17 protein-coding genes are annotated in these 20697 nt (G+C 63.5%); 8 read left to right on the top strand and 9 right to left on the bottom strand.

Annotation, left to right across the window (positions count from 1 at the left end; all coding sequences use genetic code 11):
* Positions 1–8: 8 nt before the first annotated feature.
* Genes ASD99_RS03155 through ASD99_RS03145 form a run of 3 tightly spaced genes read right to left on the bottom strand, consistent with a single transcriptional unit; the run spans position 9 to position 3725 of the window.
* A complete protein-coding gene (locus tag ASD99_RS03155) occupies positions 9–1238 on the bottom strand; it encodes a GNAT family N-acetyltransferase (protein WP_056591558.1) in 1230 nt (409 codons plus the stop codon).
* A gap of 13 nt (positions 1239–1251) precedes the next feature.
* Positions 1252–2559 carry a hypothetical protein gene (locus ASD99_RS03150; RefSeq protein WP_082525623.1) on the bottom strand — a complete coding sequence of 436 codons (1308 nt, stop codon included), beginning with the start codon at positions 2557–2559 and terminating at the stop codon, positions 1252–1254.
* Positions 2556–3725 (bottom strand): glycosyltransferase family 4 protein, encoded by a 1170-nt coding sequence (locus ASD99_RS03145; protein WP_057142711.1) that lies wholly within the window; start codon positions 3723–3725, stop codon positions 2556–2558. Before ASD99_RS03145 ends, ASD99_RS03150 begins: the two co-directional genes overlap by 4 nt.
* Positions 3726–4075: 350 nt before the next feature.
* On the opposite strand from ASD99_RS03145, the gene ASD99_RS03140 reads away from it, so the two are divergent.
* Positions 4076–5245 (top strand): DUF1972 domain-containing protein, encoded by a 1170-nt coding sequence (locus ASD99_RS03140; protein ID WP_057142809.1) that lies wholly within the window; start codon positions 4076–4078, stop codon positions 5243–5245.
* Positions 5242–6498 (top strand): glycoside hydrolase family 5 protein, encoded by a 1257-nt coding sequence (locus ASD99_RS03135; RefSeq protein ID WP_057142710.1) that lies wholly within the window; start codon positions 5242–5244, stop codon positions 6496–6498. Before ASD99_RS03140 ends, ASD99_RS03135 begins: the two co-directional genes overlap by 4 nt.
* A gap of 32 nt (positions 6499–6530) precedes the next feature.
* Here ASD99_RS03135 and ASD99_RS03130 read toward each other — a convergent pair whose 3' ends face one another.
* Complete coding sequence (locus tag ASD99_RS03130; RefSeq protein ID WP_057142709.1) at positions 6531–7847, bottom strand: VpsF family polysaccharide biosynthesis protein; 1317 nt, start codon at positions 7845–7847, stop codon at positions 6531–6533.
* Between the two features lies 1 nt (position 7848).
* Entirely contained in the window at positions 7849–9951 is a 2103-nt protein-coding gene (locus ASD99_RS03125) for a GumC family protein (protein ID WP_057142808.1), read from the bottom strand.
* A gap of 240 nt (positions 9952–10191) precedes the next feature.
* Here ASD99_RS03125 and ASD99_RS03120 point away from each other — a divergent pair, with 240 nt between their 5' ends.
* On the top strand, positions 10192–11691 hold the full coding sequence (locus tag ASD99_RS03120) for a hypothetical protein (protein WP_056591540.1): 1500 nt from the start codon (positions 10192–10194) through the stop codon (positions 11689–11691).
* A 129-nt stretch (positions 11692–11820) separates the two neighbouring features.
* Positions 11821–13011: an FAD-dependent oxidoreductase gene (locus tag ASD99_RS03115; RefSeq protein ID WP_056591537.1), complete on the top strand. Its 1191-nt coding sequence runs from the start codon at positions 11821–11823 to the stop codon at positions 13009–13011.
* A 321-nt stretch (positions 13012–13332) separates the two neighbouring features.
* Here ASD99_RS03115 and ASD99_RS03110 read toward each other — a convergent pair whose 3' ends face one another.
* A complete protein-coding gene (locus tag ASD99_RS03110) occupies positions 13333–14187 on the bottom strand; it encodes a sugar phosphate isomerase/epimerase family protein (RefSeq protein WP_056591533.1) in 855 nt (284 codons plus the stop codon).
* 132 nt (positions 14188–14319) lie between these two features.
* Complete coding sequence (locus tag ASD99_RS03105; protein WP_057142708.1) at positions 14320–15360, bottom strand: LacI family DNA-binding transcriptional regulator; 1041 nt, start codon at positions 15358–15360, stop codon at positions 14320–14322.
* A gap of 145 nt (positions 15361–15505) precedes the next feature.
* Here ASD99_RS03105 and ASD99_RS03100 point away from each other — a divergent pair, with 145 nt between their 5' ends.
* The gene (locus ASD99_RS03100; protein WP_056591527.1) at positions 15506–16537 is read left to right on the top strand and encodes a hydroxyacid dehydrogenase; all 1032 of its coding nucleotides are present in this window, start codon (positions 15506–15508) and stop codon (positions 16535–16537) included.
* Positions 16538–16644: 107 nt separating this feature from the next.
* A complete protein-coding gene (locus ASD99_RS31740; protein WP_082583139.1) occupies positions 16645–16749 on the top strand; it encodes a hypothetical protein in 105 nt (34 codons plus the stop codon).
* Positions 16750–16938: 189 nt separating this feature from the next.
* Here the strand turns inward: ASD99_RS31740 and ASD99_RS03095 are convergent, their stop codons facing one another.
* Positions 16939–17340 (bottom strand): hypothetical protein, encoded by a 402-nt coding sequence (locus tag ASD99_RS03095; RefSeq protein WP_056591525.1) that lies wholly within the window; start codon positions 17338–17340, stop codon positions 16939–16941.
* 387 nt (positions 17341–17727) lie between these two features.
* Between ASD99_RS03095 and ASD99_RS03090 the strand changes: the two genes are divergently transcribed.
* Both ASD99_RS03090 and ASD99_RS03085 read left to right on the top strand, forming a co-directional pair.
* On the top strand, positions 17728–17943 hold the full coding sequence (locus tag ASD99_RS03090; RefSeq protein ID WP_019859538.1) for a CsbD family protein: 216 nt from the start codon (positions 17728–17730) through the stop codon (positions 17941–17943).
* A 149-nt stretch (positions 17944–18092) separates the two neighbouring features.
* Positions 18093–20201 (top strand): catalase, encoded by a 2109-nt coding sequence (locus ASD99_RS03085; protein ID WP_056591522.1) that lies wholly within the window; start codon positions 18093–18095, stop codon positions 20199–20201.
* Between the two features lie 60 nt (positions 20202–20261).
* Here ASD99_RS03085 and ASD99_RS03080 read toward each other — a convergent pair whose 3' ends face one another.
* Positions 20262–20471 (bottom strand): hypothetical protein, encoded by a 210-nt coding sequence (locus ASD99_RS03080; RefSeq protein ID WP_156388917.1) that lies wholly within the window; start codon positions 20469–20471, stop codon positions 20262–20264.
* Between the last annotated feature and the right edge of the window lie 226 nt (positions 20472–20697).

The following is a 20697-nucleotide window of genomic DNA, read 5'->3' as shown; positions in this document are numbered from 1 at the left end:
TTGTCCTGTCATTTTGGTCCCCCGCGCAAGCGCCGCAAACTCCGCATCAGTCCCTGCATCGTCTTCAGCAGCCGAGGTTTGGAGCGCACGAATACCTCACTTCGGGTGCGGACCTCGAGGGCGGTGCTCACGGCACTGCCCCGCACCGTAATCCCGTGGCAAAGCTCGCGCAGGACCGAACCCTTGGCACCCATATGTTCCTTGTAGCTCTGGTTGCCTACCGATAGGTCGAAATAGTCGAAGCCCCGCCCGCGCGCCCAGTTCATCAACTTGCCCATGATCAGAAGCCCCGGTGAGACGTTGGGCACCGCGCCCTGGTCGATTGATATCAGCAGAGCATGAACAGTAACTTGATGGATCAGCAGATATTGGACCGCGATCAGAGCTTCGCCAACGCGCAGCCCGAAGAGCCGCACCGATCCATCCGACAGCCCCTCGAGAGCGGCGTTTCGGTAGAAATCGACAACCGTCCCCTGCGTCAGCAGGTCGAAACGGCCCAATTCTCGAAAGCGGCTGAGCCGCATGCGGACCAGGCTGCCGAAGATCAGCTCCACCAGGGCCGGTGTGTTGGCCTCGACCAGTTCCACGTCGCCGAGCCGTTCGAGCCGGCGCCAGTCCTTGTTGAAGGCCTTGACGAAGGATGGCCTGCATAGGCGCTTGAGGACAGTTTCCGGGTCGCCGTCGATAGCGAGGCCGAAGCTGGTATGAAGGGAATCGCGCGTGGCCGCGAGCAAGGCCAGCGGGTTGGTGACGCCGCTGATCAATTGCGGAATTCCGGTGATGTTGATGCGGTCCGCCGGCGGCAGCACGAAGAGCACCGCGGCCCACGCCGCCTGTGCGGATTGCCGCGTCCACGGGCTCGCATCGGCCAGCAGCGGTGCCGAATAGTCGCAAACGCCACAGCTCAGCCATTCGATCACCCGATGGTGGAAAGCCGGTCGCCGCATCAGCGGCACCAGCATCCGGGGCGCGCCCGTTGCGGCGTCGTTCACCTCCACGATGAGCACGTCCGCACCTTTCGGTATCAGTCGCGCGACGATTCCCTCGGCCCACGCATAATGCTGGTGCGCGGTGCACACACCGTCCGCCTCGTAGCGCAGCCAGAGCGGCCTGGCCGCTTCCAGGCTGGTGTGCAATCGCGCCGTGTAGGCATCGTTCGCGGCGACGGTTGCGGGATGTAGGGCCTGCCCTTCGGGCAAGCCGGTCGCCGCAGCACTTTGCACTGCCTGGCCTGCCATATCTTCTCTTCTCCTATCGTTTTGCCGTCGCGAGCGAGACCGCCCGTCGCCACGAACCCAACCGGCTGTCGCGCGCCTCATCCGGATGCTCTAGATTCCATATGCGGTGATGCGCGAAATACCATGATGCCGCGAGCACGAAGATCTCGGACACGGCGGAACCCACCAGCGCCCACGGCGGAGACGCTATCGCCAGCAGGATCGCGATCAGTACCAGCCCGACGACCGCGCCGCCCAGCGTGGTGAACGCGACGATCCGGAAATCGCCGAGTATCTCAAGCACGATGCGAGGCATGATATAGAGCATGATCGGGACAAAATTCGCGGTCACAAAAATCCCGATGAATCCGATCGACGCATCCTGCAGGGCCTGGGATTTTATCATCGGCAGGACGAACATGATCGCACATCCATAGGCCAGGCCGCCGAGCCCCATGACGAGCGCCCAGATCTTTGCCTGTGCCCAAACCCGGCCTGTTTCGTTGTTCCGCATCAGCCTCGCGAGCTCTGGCTGCGTCATGTTTACGAAAGCAAGACTGATGATGCGCAGCGGGGCAAACAGCACCAGGACCGCCGCCAGCGGTGCATAGGCGGCAGGCCCGGCAATGCCCGCGACCAGCAGCGCCAGACATTGACCCTGGATGTTGGTGGTGGTCGCGCTGAACGCCGACCAGCGCAGCTGGTGCCAGAGCCTGGTATAGCGTCGCCGCGTCGGCATGCGGAAGCTGATGCGAAGTGTGCGCCGAGCCAGCCGGACCAGGACGAAAATGCCGAACACATTTGCCGCGGCAAGTGCATAGAACACGGTCTGCAGCGGGTCCTGGACCTTCCAGATCGTCAGCCCGGTCAGGACAATGCCGGCGATTGTAAAAGCGCCGTCGCTGATGGAAACGACCACCTGCTGGCGACGCGCGAAGAAAGCCGTGCGCATATGGCTGCGCAACGACCAGGCGCCGACGAAGCAGCCGGCGGCAATTCCGCTTGGATCGCCAAGGAGATGCATCAGAACAGCCGTACCGACGGCCATCAGCAATGCCACGATTAGCGCCGCCGTTCCAAACGCCACGTCATGCGCATCGACGCCGGCACTGTTGGTGCTTTTGCTCATCCAGATGCTGGCGGGAACGGCGGTGAGCGACCTGATATAGGACAGGCCGACGCCGCCCATCACCATGCCAATGGCGAAGAGGCCATAGCCTTGCGCCGACAGCATGTGCAACAGCCCGATGTTGAGAGCAAAGTGAAAGCCGCTCTGCATCGCCTCGCCGCCGATCATCAGCATGAGGCGTCGAACCAGATGGCTCGGGAATGCAAATTTCACGGCCGTGTCTCCGCTTGGCGGGCGGCCCGCGCCCGGCTCGGTCGCGCCATGGTCGTCTTGAGCTTGTCGGCGGCGATCGCCGCGATCGCCGCGGCCGCGACCGGCTCGCTGAACATTGCCTCGTAGCGCGCGCGCCCTGCAGCGACAAAACCGCGCCAGGCCTCAGGGGCGAGGATGATCTCCTGCAATTTCGCGGCCAGGGCTGCCGCGTCGCCGGGCGGAACATGCCAGCCGGTCTCGCCATCGCTGACCACTTCCACCAGCCCGCCGATCGCCGACACCAGCGGCGGCCGGCCATAGGCCATTGCCTCGATGGCGACGCGCCCGAGCGATTCCGGACGCCGCGACGGAACGGTGACGATGTCGGCCCAGTGGTAATGCTCCGAAGGGTCGGGCACGAAGGGCAAGACGCTGACGCGCCCGGTGAGGCCCATCGTCTCGACCAGTTCGGCCAGCGCACGTTCGCGCTCGGTGCTTTCGAAGGCGCCGCCGACCAGCCGCACCTCGATCCTCGGCTGGAGTTCTGTCGGCATCGAGGCGATCGCCTCCAGCAAAACCTCCTGCCCCTTGATCCTGTTGATGCGGCCGAGCAGCAGCACGCGCAACGGGCGCTTGCCGTCATAGGTGGTCGGTTCAGGCGCCGCCGGCCCGGCAACGCCGTTGTAGACGACATGCGTGCGGGCGGTCCTGGGATCGCCGAAAGCGGCGCGCGTCGCGCGCGAGTTGAAGATCAGATCCGCATGGCTCCAGTGCACCAGGCCGACGAGTATCCTGCGCATGGCGCCTTCGGGGATCTCGTGGATATGCAGGACAGCCTTGTGGGGAAGAAGGCGCGCGGCCAGCGCATAGTCGGCCACGATCGAGGTGTTGACGTAGACGAGGTCGCATTCCCTGAGGCGCCGCCACGCCCTGAACACGGCACCCGGCAATCGCGCCATCTCGACCGTCGCAAGGCGCGCTATGGCCTGGCGCCTCAGCACCCACAGCGGTTCGAAGACGATCCGGCTGGCATGCGCTTCCAAAATCTGCACGATCGGCCCGCTGCGCGGCAAGACCACCTCGATGTCGGCCGACGGAAACGCGGCGCGCAACGCAGCAACGCTCTCCGCGAAGCTGCGGTCGGAACCATAGAGTTCATAGCCCTGATGAACGCAGGCAATCCGCATCTTGTTTCCCGCCAGGTGCTACAACCATCGCGCTCGACGAGGGTGTCCAGAATCCGTGTCGCAAGAATCATGCCTGGTTCGATATGCCCGGCTATCGGTCGATATGTCCGATCACCGGCCGCACGACCCTGGCCACGACCCTGGCAATGCCTCGTTTCGATACAGCTACGCATAGAAGGGTTGACCGAGAATGAAACAACCACCGGGTTCAACACCGTTTTTTTACAACCCCGCGCGATGATCACCCGCCAGTATGCCGAAAATCGGCGGATGGCATGGAAGTTGCCACCTGCTTCCTAAAAATTAAGCAATAGCTAATATATAGAATGCATCTGAAAGTGCCACCAGCCATGAAACCAGAGACGCCAGCCATACTGATCCTGGGGACCCGCGGCATACCCGCGGCCCATGGCGGCTTTGAAACCTTTGCCGAAAGACTGGCGCTGTTTCTTGTCGGGCGAGGCTGGAAGGTCGCCGTCTATTGCCAGGATGAGGTCGAGCGGATCGACCAGCGGGTGCGCAGCGAAACCTGGCGCGGCATCAAGCTCATCCACATCCAGGTTGCCTCCAAGGGGCCGCGCGCGACCCTGGAATTCGACTGGCAATGTGTCCGCGACGCCGCCAGTCGGCCGGGCGTCTGCCTGGTGCTTGGCTACAATGGCGCGGTCTTCCTGACCTGGCTCAGGCTGAAGCGGCGCAAGATCTTCACCAACATGGACGGCATCGAGTGGCGCCGCCCCAAATGGGGCATGGCGGCGCGCACCTGGTTCTGGCTCAACGAATGGATCGGCGCCTGGGCCTCGCATCGGCTGGTCGCCGATCATCCCGCCATCGCCGATCACCTGGCGACGCGCCGGCCGCGCAGCGCCATCGCCACCATCGCCTATGGGGCCGATCCGGTGACATCGGCGCCAGAAGCGCCGGTGCGGGCGCTCGGCCTCGAGCCCGGGCGCTATCTGGTCTCGATCGCGCGCATCGAACCCGACAACAACATCCTGCCGATCGTCGAAGCCTTTTGCTCCGCCAAGCGCGACATGAAGCTGGTGGTGCTGGGAACGCTGTCCGACGACATCCCCTATCATGCCGCCGTCCGCAAGGCGGCGAACAGCTCGGTGGTCCTGCCGGGCGCCATTTACGACCAGGCAATGGTCAAGGCACTGCGCTTCCACGCCCGCGCCTATCTGCACGGCCACACGGTGGGCGGCACCAACCCGTCGCTGGTCGAGGCGCTGGCGGCCGGCAACATGGTGATCGCGCACGACAATCCCTACAACAGGTGGACCGCGGGGGCGGCGGCGATCTACTTCATCGACAAGGACAGTTGCGCCGAACGGATGCAGCAGGCGCTGGACGATGATGACCTGGTCAGGACCTGCGGCCTTGCCGCCAGGGCGCGTGCCCGCGAGGCCTTCCGCTGGGACGATGTCCTGCTTGCCTATGAAAATGAAGCCTACCGCTTGCTCGGCGTGACCGCCTCGGAAGCCATCGCAACCAATCGCGCCTCAGCCGGCACCGCATGACAGGCTGGTCGCGCCGGCGGCTGCTGCGGACGGCGCTGTCCACGGCGGCGGCCCTTGGCTCGCTCCCGATCGCGCCAACCGCCCGCGCCGCCGAGCCGCGGTTTCGGCGCGGCGTCAACGCCTGGCCCTGGTTTTCGCTGACACGCGAATTTCCGGCACCACGCACCGACTATGACTGGCCGCCCTTCCAGTCGCAACGGCCGGTGCCGACCCCAGACGACCTTGGTCGGCTGCGCAGGACCGGGCTCGATTTCATCCGTTTGCCCGTCGATCCCGGCCCCTTCCTGGCCGCCGACGCCAGGACACGCGGTCGATTGCTGGACATGCTGGACGCGGCCGTCACCGCCACGCTCGACGCCGATCTCGGCATCATCGTCAACGTCCAGGCCAATGGCGCCACCCATTACTGGAATCCGGACCGCATGGTCTCCAGCACCGCCGCACCCGCCTTCGATCTCTATCGCGGGCTGGTCGGCGAGCTTGCTGGCAGGCTGGAGCGATTCCAGCCCGGCAGGATAGCGCTCGAGCCGGTCAACGAGCCGGCGCAGGCCTGCGCGTCGAACGTCTGGTCGCAGATCCAGCTTTCACTCCTGACCGCGGCAAGGGCGTCGGCCGCGACCCTGCCGCTGGTCGTCACCGGAGGCTGCGGCTCGATGGTGAGCGGACTGACCGCGCTCGATCCGGCACCGCTGGCGCCGTTCGAGCCGATCCTGTTCACCTTCCACTTCTACGAGCCCTATCTGTTCAGCCATCAGGGCGCGCCGTGGATGCGCGAGCCGGTCTACCGGTCGCTCAACAACGTGCCGTGGCCGGCATCCGCCGGCTCGCTGGAACAGACGCTGGCGTCGGTCAGGGCGCGTATGGCGCAGGACACCGAAACCCCCGAAAACACCAAGCAGGCCGCCTATGCCGAAACCGAGCGCGTGCTGAAGGTCTATTTCGACGCCAAGCCCGACCGCTGGTTTGTAGACAAATATCTTGGCGAGGCTCGCGCCTGGGCCGACGGCCACGGCATTGCGCCGGAACGCATCATCATGGGCGAGTTCGGCGCCCTGCGCACCGATGCCCACTATGTCGCCGCGCCCAATCCGGATCGCGCGCGCTACATCGTCGATGTCAGGCAGAGCGCCGAGGCGTTCGGCTTCCCCTGGGCCTTCTGGGATCTCTTCGACGGCATGGGCATGATGGACGACACCACGCGGGCTCTGGACCCGGCGATGGTTGAGGCGCTTGGGCTGGTTATGCCGGAATAGGCACCTGCCATCCCGGCATCCGCCGTAGAGCGCTACGTTTGCGCCGGCTGCGTCCTTTGCCGCACCACCGCCCGCGCCGGCCGGTAAAGCACCAGCACCAGCACCACGAATTTGGTCAGCAGCGTCGTCTTCGACGCGACGCTTTCCGAAGTGTTGATCAGGATGATCCAGCCCAGCATCGGCAGCCAGATGCCGGCATGACAGCGCCGAGCCACCTCAAACAGGAACAGCACGAAACCAAACGTCAGCAAAAGGGTGAAGAAGGCGCCCTGATAGACGATGGTGCGGATGATCGGGTTCTCGATGCCCTGTTCGAGACCGTTGATACGGCGCAGGCTGTCGACCAGGTCGACATCCGGTCCAACGATCAGATCGCGCAGTTCCAGGTACTTGAAGAGCTCGAACATTTCGACGCGGGCATTGGCGCTGCCGCTGTCCGACACGAAGCGCTCCAGCAGCGCGTCGAAAAAGCCATAATATGCCGCCACGACGATGACGACCGGCAGCAGCGCGGCAAGCATGAAGCCGAGTGCTGCACCCAGCAGGTTGACGCGGCCCTGGCGCAATTTGGTGATGCCCTGAAAAAGCAGATAGCAGCTGCCGAGCACGATCGTCGTCACCATCGCCGTGCGGCCGCCGAAGGCGACGAGTGCGGCACATTGCAGGCCGATCAACCCTATCCGCACAGGCATCGACAGGGATCTGGCACCGGAGAGCAGGGCAAGCACGTAGATCGCTGTCGCCATGGCATTGGCAAGCGGATGCCCCTGCAGCGCGCTCGAGCGCAGATCGGTGGTAAACGCCACCCCGTCGAGGCGATAGGGGAAAATAAGCGTCTTGGTGGCGAACTCGAAAAGTGCAAGCAGCGCATTCGCCGTCATGACCATATGAACGACAGTCTGCAGCCCGGCGAATGTCCGTTCGTCGTCCTCGCTGAGCATCAGCACCACAAGTGCCGCGGCCACGAACGTATCGATCATGCCGGCCATGCCGGGACGCTGCCTGGCAATGACGACGAACAGCAGCACGATCGAGATGGCGGCCATCAATGCGCTGGCCGGCCGCCTGTCGGCGACATGCACGAGATAGCCGACCGGATTGCCGAAGGTGCAGGAGCGCCAGGCAAGCAGCAGCACGATGAGATAGGTGGACGGGTGGATCTTGGTCGCCGGGTTGCCGAACAGGCCGTCGTAATTGTAGCCCACCAGCCACAGCATGCCGCCGGAGACGCTGAACAGAACCGCCACCGCCACGATCAGTCCGAAGCGCGTCAGCGCATCGACCGACGTGCCGGCGCGGGGCGCGGCAGCACCATAGTTCGAAGCGCTTCCGCTCCAGCTGGCTGCCATATCAGGCCGCCTCGTCGACCAGCATGGCGCCTGTCGGCAGCCGCCCCATGACGGAAACGGCCTGCGAGGTCGCGTTGACGTCGCGCATCGGCGTGGCGTTCAGCGTGGCGACGAGCAGGATCTCGTCGACCATGGCAACCAGAGGCGAAGCATTGAGATTGTCGGCCAGCGCGCCGCCGTCGATGACAACGAGCTCGAAGCTCCGGCTGGCCTGGGCCAGCATGTGCTGGGCGAAGTAGATGCCATGCGCTTCCTGGAAGACCGCCTTTGAGCGGCCCCTGCCCAGCAGCGCGACGTTGCTGCCGGCCGCGTAGTGGCTGACGGCCTCGAACGCATACTCGCCGCGCAGCACGTCGAGGATTCCCGGCTGCGCCTCCTTCTGACCGCCACCGCTGACATTGGCATCTATGAACAGCACCCGGCTGCCCCTGGACGCCGCAGTATTGGCCAGCAACCGTGCCACCCGACTGCGCTGCGCGCCCTCGCCCGGAGACGATGTCACCAGGATGGACGGCACCAGCGGCCAGTCCGGCGGCCGCTGGCCCGAACTGAACATCCGCCTCAGCGCAAGGCCGACGACGGCGTCGGTTTTCTGGCTGGCCGCAGCGGCCGCACTCCCGCCGAAAGGCCACCAGCGCCGGCCAGTGCCTGACTTTGCCGGGACCACGCCCAGCACCGGCGCCTTGATGGCCGATTGCATCTGGGCGCTGGAAAGCACCGTGGGCGAGGCATATTCGGCGATTAGCGCCAGGCCGGTGCCGAGCCCCAGCCCGCCGAAGATCGCGCCGACGAGCAGCAGCGACAAAGGCGGCCAACTCTTCTTCAGGGCCGGCATGGCGTTGGAGATGATGCGCGCATTGGTGCTGTCGACATTGATCTGCTCGCGCGTCTCCTGGGCGCGCTGGAGATAGTTCGCGTAGACGGAGCGCAGAGCCTCGAGATCGCGCTGCAGTTCGCGCAGCCGCACGGAGGCCTGGTCGGTGTCGAGCGACTTGCTCTTCATACCCGCGACCTTGGCTTCCAGCGCCTGCTGGTTGGCGAGCGCCCGTTCATAGTCGGTCTCGGTGGCGGTGGCGATGCGGCCGAGTTCGCGCGCGATCAGCTGGCGCGTGTCGCGCAGCTGCTGTTGGGCGGCGATCAGCGAGGGATGACGCGGCCCCAGCTCCGTGCCGAGCTGCGAGACCTGGTCGACCAGCGTAGCCTCCTGTGCCCGCAGGCTCGAGATTACCGCCGAGCGCATCGCTTCCGAGGTTGCGTCCGCCGTGCCGCTCTGCCGGCGCATCTGGTCGACCTGCGCCTTAAGCGCCGCGGTGCGGCTCTGCGCCGCCGAAAGCTGCGTGTTGAGCTCGGTCAGTTCCTGGTCGCTGACCAGGTTGCCCGCCGCCATCACCATGTTGTTGGCCGACTTGTAGGCCTCGACGGCATTCTCGGCTTGCTGGACGCGCTTGCGCTGTTCGTCCAGCCGCGCTGTGATGGACTCCGAAGCGTCCTTGGCCATTTGCGCTCGCGCGCTCGCCTGGTCGACCAGATAGGCCTGGGCGATCGCATTGGCCAGAAGGGCGGCCTTGTCGGCGCTCTTGGCAGTGACGATGACGTCAAGGACCAGGACCTTGTCGGCCCGCTTCACCGCTAGGCGTCGGCGGAGCGCATCGAGCGTCTGTGCCGACCTGTCGCCTCCTGCCGATGCCGAACCGAGCAGGCGCGAGAGCAAGCCCTGCCCGTTGAATTCCGGATCCTGCGTCAGGTTTGTCGCCGCGATCGCGCGCATCAGCACGCCCGTCGACTGGACCACGCTGACCTGGCTTTCGACCTGCGTGATGCCGCCGTCGGGTGAGATGCGGCTGGGATTGACGTCGTTGGTGACCACCTGCAGGTCCTGCGGATCGATAAGGATTTCCGCCGCCGAGCTGTAGAGAGCGGGCGTGAAGAGACCGTAGAGCAAGGTGACCAGCGTCAGCAGCGCGACGGTGCCGAAGATCCAGAACCGGCGGCGCACCAGGATGCGCTTTAGGTCGCCCAGTTCGACCGTCGAGGCCGCGTATGATCCCGCTGGTCCCGCATCCGGGGAATGTTGCTGAGGAACCATGGGCAGAGATGATTGCATGGCTGCCTCCGACAATACCCCATATGCCGGCAAGATCAGATTGCGGCACTAACCTAGCTATTCCTCCAACTGTTAAAAGATTGTTAATTATGTTGGGAAGTCATGTGAATTTTGGCACGCGGTTTGCTTAAAAATATACATACCGAGGTGCTGGGTGCACAGCGAGCGGAGAGGTATGCGGATGGGGCTACAATTCGACCGGACCGGCAAGGCCGGATACCGCCATTTCGGGTCTCCAACATGCGGATAAGCCTGCGCCTGGACGGCGACTGCGTGCGTGCCTTCCATGTCGCGCTGCTGGAACGCCTCGCCGCGCTTGGCGATGTCGAGCTGTCCGTCGATACCAGGCCCGCGGGCGGCGGCATCCCGCGCAGCGCCGCGGCCCTGTTTCAACTCGAAACGGCGATACACGGCCTGTCCCATGATGGGCTGGCGAAGCGTGTGCCACTTTCCACGCTCGCTCCCTACAGGACACAGTCCCCTGCTTCGCCCGACCTGGTGATCGACCTCTGCGGCGATGTCAGGCTGGAAGGCACGCGGGTCTGGCGCGTCACCTATGATGGCACAAGTGGGGAAACGGCCTTGCTGGCCCTGATCCTCGCCGGCCGCACACCGCTTGCCCGCATCGAGGAGAACGGTGTCGCGATTGCCGCCGGGCGCCTGGGAACCGAATATGGCGGCATCGCGCTCGCGTCCTTCCAGGACATGCTGGCGCGCACGGCAAGTCTGATCATAGCTGCCCTGTCAGGCGCGGCCAAGTCCGTGCCCGATCTGCCCGAGCCGGCGCAGGCAGGTGCCCCGCCGCTGTTGCCCTCGGCTGGCAAGCTTGGCGTCAGAGCCGGCAAGGCGCTGGCGCGGCGGATCGTCCAGAAGATCTACCATCTTTGCTACAACGCGCCGCACTGGAAGGTCGGCTGGCGGCAAACCGGGGGCCGAGATCTGTTCGACCTGCGCGCGCATCCGGCATCGGGCTGGCAAGAGCTGCCGGACGATGGCAGCCGCTTCTACGCCGATCCGTTCCCGATTCTTTATCAGGGTCAGCTGACCCTGTTCGTCGAGGACTATATCCATCGGCTGGGCCGGGCCATCATCTCCGCGGTGCCCTTCGGCCCGTCTGGCCCGCTCGGCCGACCTGAGCCGGTGCTGGACCTGCCCTACCATCTCTCCTACCCCTTCGTCTTCGAGCGCGACGGCGAGGTCTGGATGGTGCCGGAGAGCTGCGCCAACGGCACGGTCGATCTCTACCGGGCCACCGCCTTTCCTGGCGGATGGGTCAAGGAGGCGACGCTTCTGTCCGGCGTCGTCGCCAGCGACGCCACCCTGGTCGAACATGGCGGCTTGTGGTGGCTGTTCGCCACCATCCGGGATGGCGGCGGCGCCTTCTCCGACACGCTGCATCTGTGGTCTGCGCCGGATTTTCGCGGCCCCTGGATGCCGCATCCGAACAATCCCGTGCTGATCGACATTGCCTCGGCGCGGCCGGCGGGCCGCATGGTCCAGCGCGGCAACGACCTGCTGCGCCCGGTGCAGGACTGCCGCAGGAGCTATGGCGCGGCTCTCGGCATTGCACGCATTTCTCACCTTGATTTGATCGGCATGGAGCAGGTCGTTGAAACCATCTTAAATCCGGGTGCGCTATGGAGTGGGCGCAAACTTCACACACTCAACGAGGCAGGCGGTTTTGAATTCATCGATGGCTCGGCGATTGCACCGCGCTGGAAACGACGGGTCCGCGATTAACCTAAACATTGTTTACTACCAGACACGTGTTCCGGTTTCTTGAGGTTGATTTGGGTCCGGGAGATATCTTTTACCGTAGTTGCACTTGGGAAGTTGCTACCAGAAGTTGCTACAAGAAAGGGCAGCAAAATGAGTACCGCAGAGGCTGGCCAAACCGAAGTCGAAGTGGCGATCGTTGGTGCCGGAATGGCCGGCACCACCTTGGCAACGGTGTTGGGACAAGCCGGGCGCAAGGTTGCGCTGATCGATCCGCACCGCATCCATCACGACGAGTTCCGGGCCGAGAAGATCGGCATGGATCAGATGCTGCTGTTCGAAAAACTCGGCCTCGACGCGACGGTCAAGCGTCTCGTCACCTCGACAACCGACACTCATGTCTTCCGCCTCGGCCAGCTATTCGCGCATGAGAAGAAATCGGAATTCACATTTTCCTATGGCGCGCTGATCAATGGCCTGCGCGATGCCTTGCCGCCGCAAGTGCCGCTGACGGTCGGCAAGGTAACAGAGGTCTCGACCGGACCGGACCGGCAGCGGCTTGTGCTGGCCGACGGTTCCGTCATCAATGCCCGCCTGCTGGTGGTGGCCACCGGCCACGGCGAAGCGCTGCGGCGCGCCGTCGGGGTCGAGCGTGTCGAACAATCGAAGGCGCATTCGCTGTCGATGGGATTCGACCTCGCCATCTCGCCGCGTGAATTCGGCTCTCAGTCTCTCACCTGCTACGGCAGGCGGGCCGCCGACCGTGTCGCCTACATCAGCATCTTTCCTCTCGGCGACAAGATGCGGGCGAACATGTTCGTCTATCGCACCGTGGCCGAACCGTGGACGCGGGCATTTCGCCAGGATCCGCAAAAGATGCTTTGCGAGTTGATGCCCGAAATATCAGCGCAATGTGGCAACTTCGCAGTGGCAAGTCCCGTCGAGGTCAGGCAGGTCAGTCTGAGCACGACGCAAGGTCATCGCCGCGATGGGGTCGTCTTCATCGGCGACGCTTTCTGCACGACGTGTCCGACGCCGGGCGTCGGCATCGGGCGGGTGATGACCGATGTTGACCAGCTCCATTCGATTCACATTCCGAGCTGGCTGGAAACACCAGGCATGGCAGCTGACAAGATCAGCGCCTTCTACGACGACCCGGTCAAGGTAGCGACCGATGAGGACGGCATGCGTGTGAGCTATTACGCCAAGTCGATCACCATCGAAACCGGGCTGGAATGGCGCGTACGGCGCCTGCGCAACAACACGGCGCGCCGGCTGATGATCATCGGCCGCAAGATGCGGCATCTGGGACAGCGGCAGGCGCCCGTGGCCAACATGCAATAGGGCGCGATCAGCCAATCGCGCCCTATTGATTGCCCTTATCCTGCGAATGCGTCAGACGCCAACCGCTCACTGCGGCGTCGGAGGTGTCGAGGAAGCAGTCTGGGCCGTTACACCCGAAAGCCTGTCGCGCTTCTGCAAAGTTGGCTTCTCGTATTTCTTCACCGCAAAGTGCCCTCCACGTTGGATACGACGTCAAAAGAACCAATTCCATGCCCCGTGTCAATTGTGCCGTTACTGGTTCTTACATCGTTTCTTTGGGGCCTCGATCGAACGATTCTGCACTGTTGCATCGCTGGCACATGTGACGGCCCCATGGGGCCCTCACCCCAGCGTCAATCCCGCCTTCCTCGCCTCCTCGCGCAGGAACGGCAGACCAACCGCAATGACATCATCGGGGTTCTCCGCCACCGGCCGCCACACCGCGAGCCCGCCGGCGATGTCGACATCGACATGGTTCATGCTTTCCAGCGTGATGGCGCCGCTATAGCCGATGTCCGATATCGCCTTCATGCAGGCCGCCCAGTTGAGCATGCCGCGCCCCGGCACGCCGCGATTGGCTTCGGAGACATGGACGTAGCCAAGATAGGGTGCGGCGGCGCGGAAGCCGGCTTCAAAACTCTCCTCCTCGATATGCATGTGATAGGTGTCGAGATGGATGAAGATGTTGTCGGCGCCGACGCGCTCGATGACTTTGGCCGCGTCGATGCCGCGGTTGATCAGATGCGTCTCGTAGCGGTTGCAGGGCTCGATGCCGAGCTTCAGCCCATGCACCTTGGCCGCCTTCGCGGCGCACTCGAGAAAACGGCATATGCCGTCGATTTCCTCCGCCGTCCTCTCACGGCCCGAGGTCTTGCCGATCGTGCCATAGGTGACGCCGCCGAGCGCCTCGCTGCCCACTGCCTCGCACACGCCGAAGGCCGGTTCGAGGAAAGCCAGCGCCTCGTCCGGCCGCGCCACCACGTCGAGTGAAGCAGGCAGGCCAAGCGACGGAATAAGCGCGACATTCCAACGTTCGGCAAAGGCGCGCGTGCGCCTGGTGTCGATCTCCTCGGGGCGCAGCAGCGGAATCTCCAGCAGGCCGATGCCCAGCCCCTTCAACCGCTCCATCTGCGGCTCGATCAGATCGAGATCCCAGACCGGGGCAAGGGCGAACGTGTGCAATCCAAAAAGATTCATCGGGTCTCTCTGTGTTCGTGCGCCGGGAACGCCATCGCGAAGCCCAAAGCCAAAGTAAATCGATCTATCTTCTGAGCGAACGGCGTCATTTCATCTTTCCTCCGGTTGATGTCACGTGCCGGAGCCTCCCCCTTAAAGCGAGCCGTTGCCTGGCGAGCCAACGGATTCCCGCATCAGAACCTTGCAAGGCTCGAGCCGCGCGATCGGCGGCCCCTCCCCGCCTTCGATCCTGGCAAACAAGGCCTCCATGGCGTGGCCGGCGATCTGGCGCACCGGCTGCACCACGGCGGCGATGGCCGGCCATGTCACCTGCATCCATTCGGCATCGTCGAAGCCGACCAGCGAAATGTCGTTGGGGCAGTGCCAGCCGCGCCGGCGGAATTCGGAGAGTGCCACCAGCGTACCCTTGAGGAACAGCGAATAGACCGCTGTCGGCCGCTCTCCCTTCGCAAAGTAGTCGCGCAATTGCGCCCTGAGCGGCTCGACATCGGTTTCGGCGAGCACAACGTCGATACGGACATCCGGCGCCAGCTTGAGCGCGGTGCTGCGAAAGCCATCGAGGCGAGCGCGTATCGTCGCCGCCTGTTCGCCAAGACCGACGACCAGGATGTGGCGGTGACCCTTGCCGAGCAGTTCGCGCGCCACTTCGGCACTGGCCGCCGCGCTGTCGGCCGACACTGTGTCGAAGGCATCGTCGGACAACACGCGGTCGATCAGCACGCCGGTCATGCCGTTGACCTTCATGAATGCGGCCGCCGGTCCGTGCTCGTTGCGCACCGGCGCCAGCACCACGCCGGCCACCCGCCAGTCATGCATGCGGGCAAGGATTTCCGTTTCACGCGCTTCGGATTCACGGCTCGATGCCGCCACCAGCGTGTAGCCGCGCTGCTCGGCCAGGCTTTCGAGCTGGGTGACCATCTGGCCGAAGAACTCGCTCTCGAACTCGGGCACGATGGCGCCGATGATGCGGCGCTTGGCCCTGCGCATGTCGGACGCCAGCGGATCGACGCGGTAGCCCAACAGCTCGACGGCATCGAAGACACGCTGCGCATTTTCGGGCTTGACCGTGGTGACGCCGGCCATGACCTTGGAAACGGTGGCGGCGGACACGCCGGCATGGCTTGCCACGTCGTGGATTGAGGCACGCCGCTGCTGGCCTTGCCGATGCGCCATTGGTCCCTCCTCCGAGGCACGAACGTCAGCATTTATCGGCCGCTGGAGAAATGGATAAATCGATTTTTCGTGATTGTAAATCGTTTTATCGGAGGTAATTTACCTCCCAGAAAGCGCGATCCGGATCGTATCGGGAGGAACCATCATGTCAAACAAGGATTTGCCACTGGTCATCAGCGCACCGGAACCACGCACGCTCGGCCTCATCTTCACATCGCCGCAACTGGCGCGCCTCAGGTCGAAATACCGCATCGTCGAGACCACCGCCGACGGGGTAGCAAGACTGCCGGCCGACGTGCTGGCGCAAGCCCGCTACATTATCGGCCAGCCGCCGATATCGCCCGAAACGCTCGACCAGATGAAGGCGCTGCGCTGCGTCTTCAATGTCGAGACCAACCTCATCAACAACATGCCCTACGAGACGCTGTTCTCGCGCGGCATACATGTCGTCACCACCGGCCTCGTGTTCGCCGAGCCGGTGGCCGAGCTTGGCCTTGCGATGGCGCTCAACCTCGCCCGCAACATCGTCGACGCCGACCTCGCCTTCCGGAACGGCAAGGAGCTGTGGGGCGGCGACGGCAACCAGACGGCGCGGCTGCTTTCAGGCGCCGATGTCGGCATCATCGGCTTCGGCGATCTCGGCCGCGCGCTGAACCGGCTGCTGTCGGGGTTCCGTGTCAGCACAAAAGTCTTCGATCCCTGGCTGCCGCCGTCGATCCTCATCGACTTTGGCGTAGAGCCGTCCTCGCTGGAAGAAGTGCTGTCGACCAGCGACTTCATCTTCGTCGTCGCCTCGGTAACCTCTGAGAACCAGGGTTTTCTCGGCGCGGATGCCTTCGCCAGCATGCGCAAGGGCGCCGCCTTCATCCTGCTCAGCCGCGCCGGCGTGGTGGACTTCCCGGCCCTGATGGCGGCAGTGAAGAGCGGCCACATTGTCGCTGCCAGCGACGTCTTCCCGGAGGAGCCGCTGGCGGCGGACCATCCCGTGCGCGCCCTGCCCGGCTTCCTGCGCTCGGCCCACCGCGCCGGCGCCCTCGACATCGCCTTCAAGCGCATGGGTGACATGGTGCTGGAGGACATGGACCTGATCGACCGCGGCCTGCCCCCGCTGCGCTCCAAGCGCGCCGAGCGCGAGACGGTTTCGCGCATGCGCTCCAAGCCCGCCGACAGGAACTGAGCCAGGTTTTCGTCCCTGTCCGGTTGGCCAGCCTTGACCGCCTCGGCTTGACAAGAGCGCGGCCGGCGACGACGCTGCTGTAATCGAACTCTACGGAGAGGCAAGCCATGAAGAAGACCTATGAAAAGCCGGTGCTGGTCAAACCGCAGAAGCTGTCGGTGGTGACGGCGCAGGGAATCCCGTCCTCGGGCCCGATAGGTCCGTCAGGCTGACGCCGCCACAGGGCATTCCCCGCGACGCGCGTCGGCACCGTGTGGAACCTTTGTGTGGCCTTTGCGTTCTTCTCCCGGATCGTCTCCCATTCGATCCGCTCCAATCAAATGCCCCGTCAGGCTCCGGCCGGCGGGGTTCTTTCATTTTAGGGTGGTGGTGGGTCAGTTTGAAAATTTGCAGCGGAACGTTCATTCCGACTGGATTGAACCAGTGCCCATCGGCGCGAAGAAGCACGTCCACCTGAACCTGTAATAGGCCTGGAACTTCAAGTGAGGAATGATCGTCCGGTAAAACGTCATCAAGCGCTCGCAGATATGGTATCGATCATCAGGCGACGTCTGGACACGCTCTCTAGGGATAAACCACTCCGCTTCCTGGGGCTCATTCAAGTAAGCCGGGCGCGGCATCCGGACAAAATAGCCGTCTTTAGTCATCCTGACGTTGTTGGAATCGATCGGGTGGCAATCCTTGTTTCCGCAGCAGTCGTAGCGAAGAACGGGATCAGTCCTGCCCGTATACCAATCATGGGCGTCTGCATCGCCGGGCAGCACAAGGCACGCCAATGCAATGTGTCCTAGCAACTGCCTCATGGAGCTAGCCTCTCGGACTTCAATTATATCATATTAGCGAATGATAATCAAAACGCTGATAAGAGCCGCGAACAACTTCGATCAGCGCGACGATCGTCGATCTCCAAAGCTTGCCGGTAACGCCAGCGGCCGTCGCAGGGGTCATGTGCAACGTGGCATGGATGCGAACATAATTGTAATACATGAGTGCGGAGCAACCGCATTTGCAGCATTGAAGGCTCGCTCGAACTGGCGCACGGGACGCCCGGCCTACGCCAGAAGGCCCGTCACGATTAGCGTCGGTGGCGGGCCTTTTCGTTTTGTGTCCTCACGCGACAGGCGGAACTTTCCAAACAAAGCGACGTTGGTTGTCGCCGGTCAGGCAACAACCCGCGAAAGGTAAATTCCATGGGAAGCACCAGCGACAAGGCTTCGGGCCTCGCCAATCAGGCGGTCGGCAAAGCCAAGGAAGGCGTCGGCAAGGCCGTCGGCAATGATCGTCTGCGGGCCGAGGGCGCTGCGCAGGAAGCCAAGGGCAAGGTCCAGAAGGCTGTTGGCGACGCCAAGTCCGCCGTCAAGGACGCCACCAACAAGACGGCTGCGGCGATCAACAAGAACCTCTGAAGGTTTCCTCGCTCTTTGAAGCAAATAAAGGCCGCCGCGCGAACCGGCGGCCTTCTTCATTTCCGGCTTGCAATCGGCAGGGAACATATCGTCATCCGGGAGATTGAGGACCAGCGCAGCCCGCGCGTTGACCCTGGGGATTTCCTGTCATGGCGAAGCAAGCATCAAAATCGACGGCAACGGACGCCACCATCCACGATCAGAAACTCGAGCGCGGCGCAGGTGGCGAACTGCACCAGACATCATTCGGCTCGACGCCGGTGCTGACCACCGCACAGGGCGGACCGGTCTCCGACGACCAGAACTCGCTCAAGATCGGCGCCCGTGGGCCGACGGTCCTCGAAGACTTTCACTTCCGCGAAAAGATTTTCCATTTCGATCACGAGCGCATTCCCGAGCGTGTCGTCCATGCCCGCGGCTATGGCGCCCACGGCTATTTCGAAACCTATGAATCGCTGGCCAAATACACGCGTGCCGACATCTTCCAGCGCGCCGGCGAAAAGACACCTGCTTTCGTGCGCTTCTCGACCGTTGCCGGCAACAAGGGCTCCGCAGACCTTGCGCGCGATGTACGCGGCTTCGCCGTCAAGCTCTACACGCAGGAAGGCAACTGGGACATTGTCGGCAACAACATGCCGGTGTTCTTCATCCAGGATGCGATCAAGTTTCCCGACCTGATCCACGCCGCCAAGGCCGAGCCTGACAGCGATTTCCCCCAGGCGCAGACCGCGCATGACAATTTCTGGGACTTCATTTCGCTAACGCCTGAAAGCATGCACATGGTCATGTGGGCGATGTCCGACCGGGCCATCCCGCGCTCCCTGCGCTTCATGGAAGGGTTCGGCGTTCATACGTTCCGGCTGCTCAACGCCAACGATGAATCGACCTTCGTGAAATTCCTCTGGAAGCCGAAGCTCGGTCTGCAGTCCGTGGCCTGGAACGAAGCGGTCAAGATCAACGGCGCCGACCCCGACTTCCATCGCCGCGACCTCTGGGACGCGGTCCATGCCGGCAATTTCCCCGAATGGGAACTGCAGCTTCAGCTCTTCGATCAGGCCTTCGCCGACAGCTTCGACTTCGACATCCTCGATCCCACCAAGATCATCCCCGAAGAGGTTCTGCCGCCGATAGCGGTCGGCCGCCTGGTACTCGATCGCATGCCCGACAATTTCTTCGCCGAAACCGAGCAGGTCGCATTCATGACGCAGAACGTGCCGCCCGGCGTCGACTTCTCCAACGATCCGCTGCTGCAGGGTCGGAACTTCTCCTACCTCGACACGCAGATCAAACGGCTGGGCAGCACCAACTTCACCCACCTTCCGATCAACGCGCCCAAATGTCCCTTCCACAATTTCCAGCAGGACGGACACATGGCGATGCGCAACCCGGTCGGCCGCGCCAACTACCAGCCGAATTCATGGGACGAAGGTCCGCGTGAATCTCCGGCCAAGGGGTTCCGGTCCTTCGCCGAAGTCGAAGCCGGACCGAAGGCCCGGTTGCGCTCGGAAACCTTTGCCGATCACTATAGCCAGGCACGCCAGTTCTACATCAGCCAGCAGCCGGTGGAGCAGGCGCACATCGCTTCTGCGCTGACCTTTGAGCTGAGCAAGGTGCAGACCCCGGTCATTCGCGAGCGCATCGTCTCGCATCTTTTGAACATCGATGACGGATTGGCCGGCAAGGTGGCGGATGCACTCGGTCTGAAGGCAATGCCGAAGCCTGCTGGCGCAGCGGTGCCGACACGCCGGGATCTCCCCGTGTCGGACGCGCTCAGCATCCTCAAGAACGGCCCCGGCCGGTTCGAGGGCCGCAAGCTCGGGATTCTGGTGACCGACGGAACCGATGCGGCCTTGCTGAATGCGCTGAAGCAGTCGCTGACAAAGGCCGGCGCAAGCTTCGAGATCATCGCGCCGAAGGTCGGCGGCGCCAAGGCCAGCGACGGCAGCTGGATCGACGCCCAGCAGATGATATCAGGCGCACCTTCGGTTCTCTACGACGCCGTGGCACTCCTGCCGGCAAAACCTGCAATGGCGGAGCTCCTGAAGGAATCGACCGCCCGCGACTTCGTTGCGGATGCCTTCGCCCATTGCAAGTTCATCGGCTTCGTCGAGGCTGCCGCAGCTTTGTTGTCCAAGGCCGGAATTGCAGAGGACGAGGCGGTTATCCCGCTTGAGTCAGTCAAGGACATTGCTGGCTTTGTCACAAGGCTCGGCGAACTGCGTTGGTGGGCACGCGAGCCGAAAGTGAAGTTGGGTTGAATTCGGCTAACCCGGCGCGGGGTGACGGAGGTCCCGCCGGGCCACGCAGTTGGTTGCGCCTCATGCGTCCGAAGAATCGCTCTCCGCTGCGTCGACATCCCGGCCGGTCCGAAAGATCCGCCTGAGGATGTCGCGCGCGATTTCGGCCCGGTGCTTGTCCTGGCCTCGCAACTCGACGCCGCCGAGCCCTGCCGGCGCTCCACCCGTATGGTCCCACACAATCCAGCTGCCAGGCGCTTCCTGCATGCACTCGAATCTGTCTTTTGGCATCAGGCGATTTCGTCTCTCGGCATCAAGCGTGCCGTTCGCATGGCCCGCCAATCGAGGCACCTCTATCGATGGCCGACGCTGGGGTTAGGTTGGGCGGGGGGCCGGGTCCCGCGTCGGCCAAGGCGGTACCCTAGAGCCTTTCACGTTTTGACGGAAGCATAGCCTGCGTTTTGGAAGTAGTTCTTGCATTCGGCTGCCTCGATGGTTTCGACGAGGTGGCCGATGT

The organism is Mesorhizobium sp. Root695 (assembly GCF_001428185.1).
In the GTDB taxonomy this organism is placed as follows: Bacteria; Pseudomonadota; Alphaproteobacteria; order Rhizobiales; family Rhizobiaceae; genus Mesorhizobium.
This window is presented reverse-complemented; position numbering and strand designations above follow the sequence as displayed.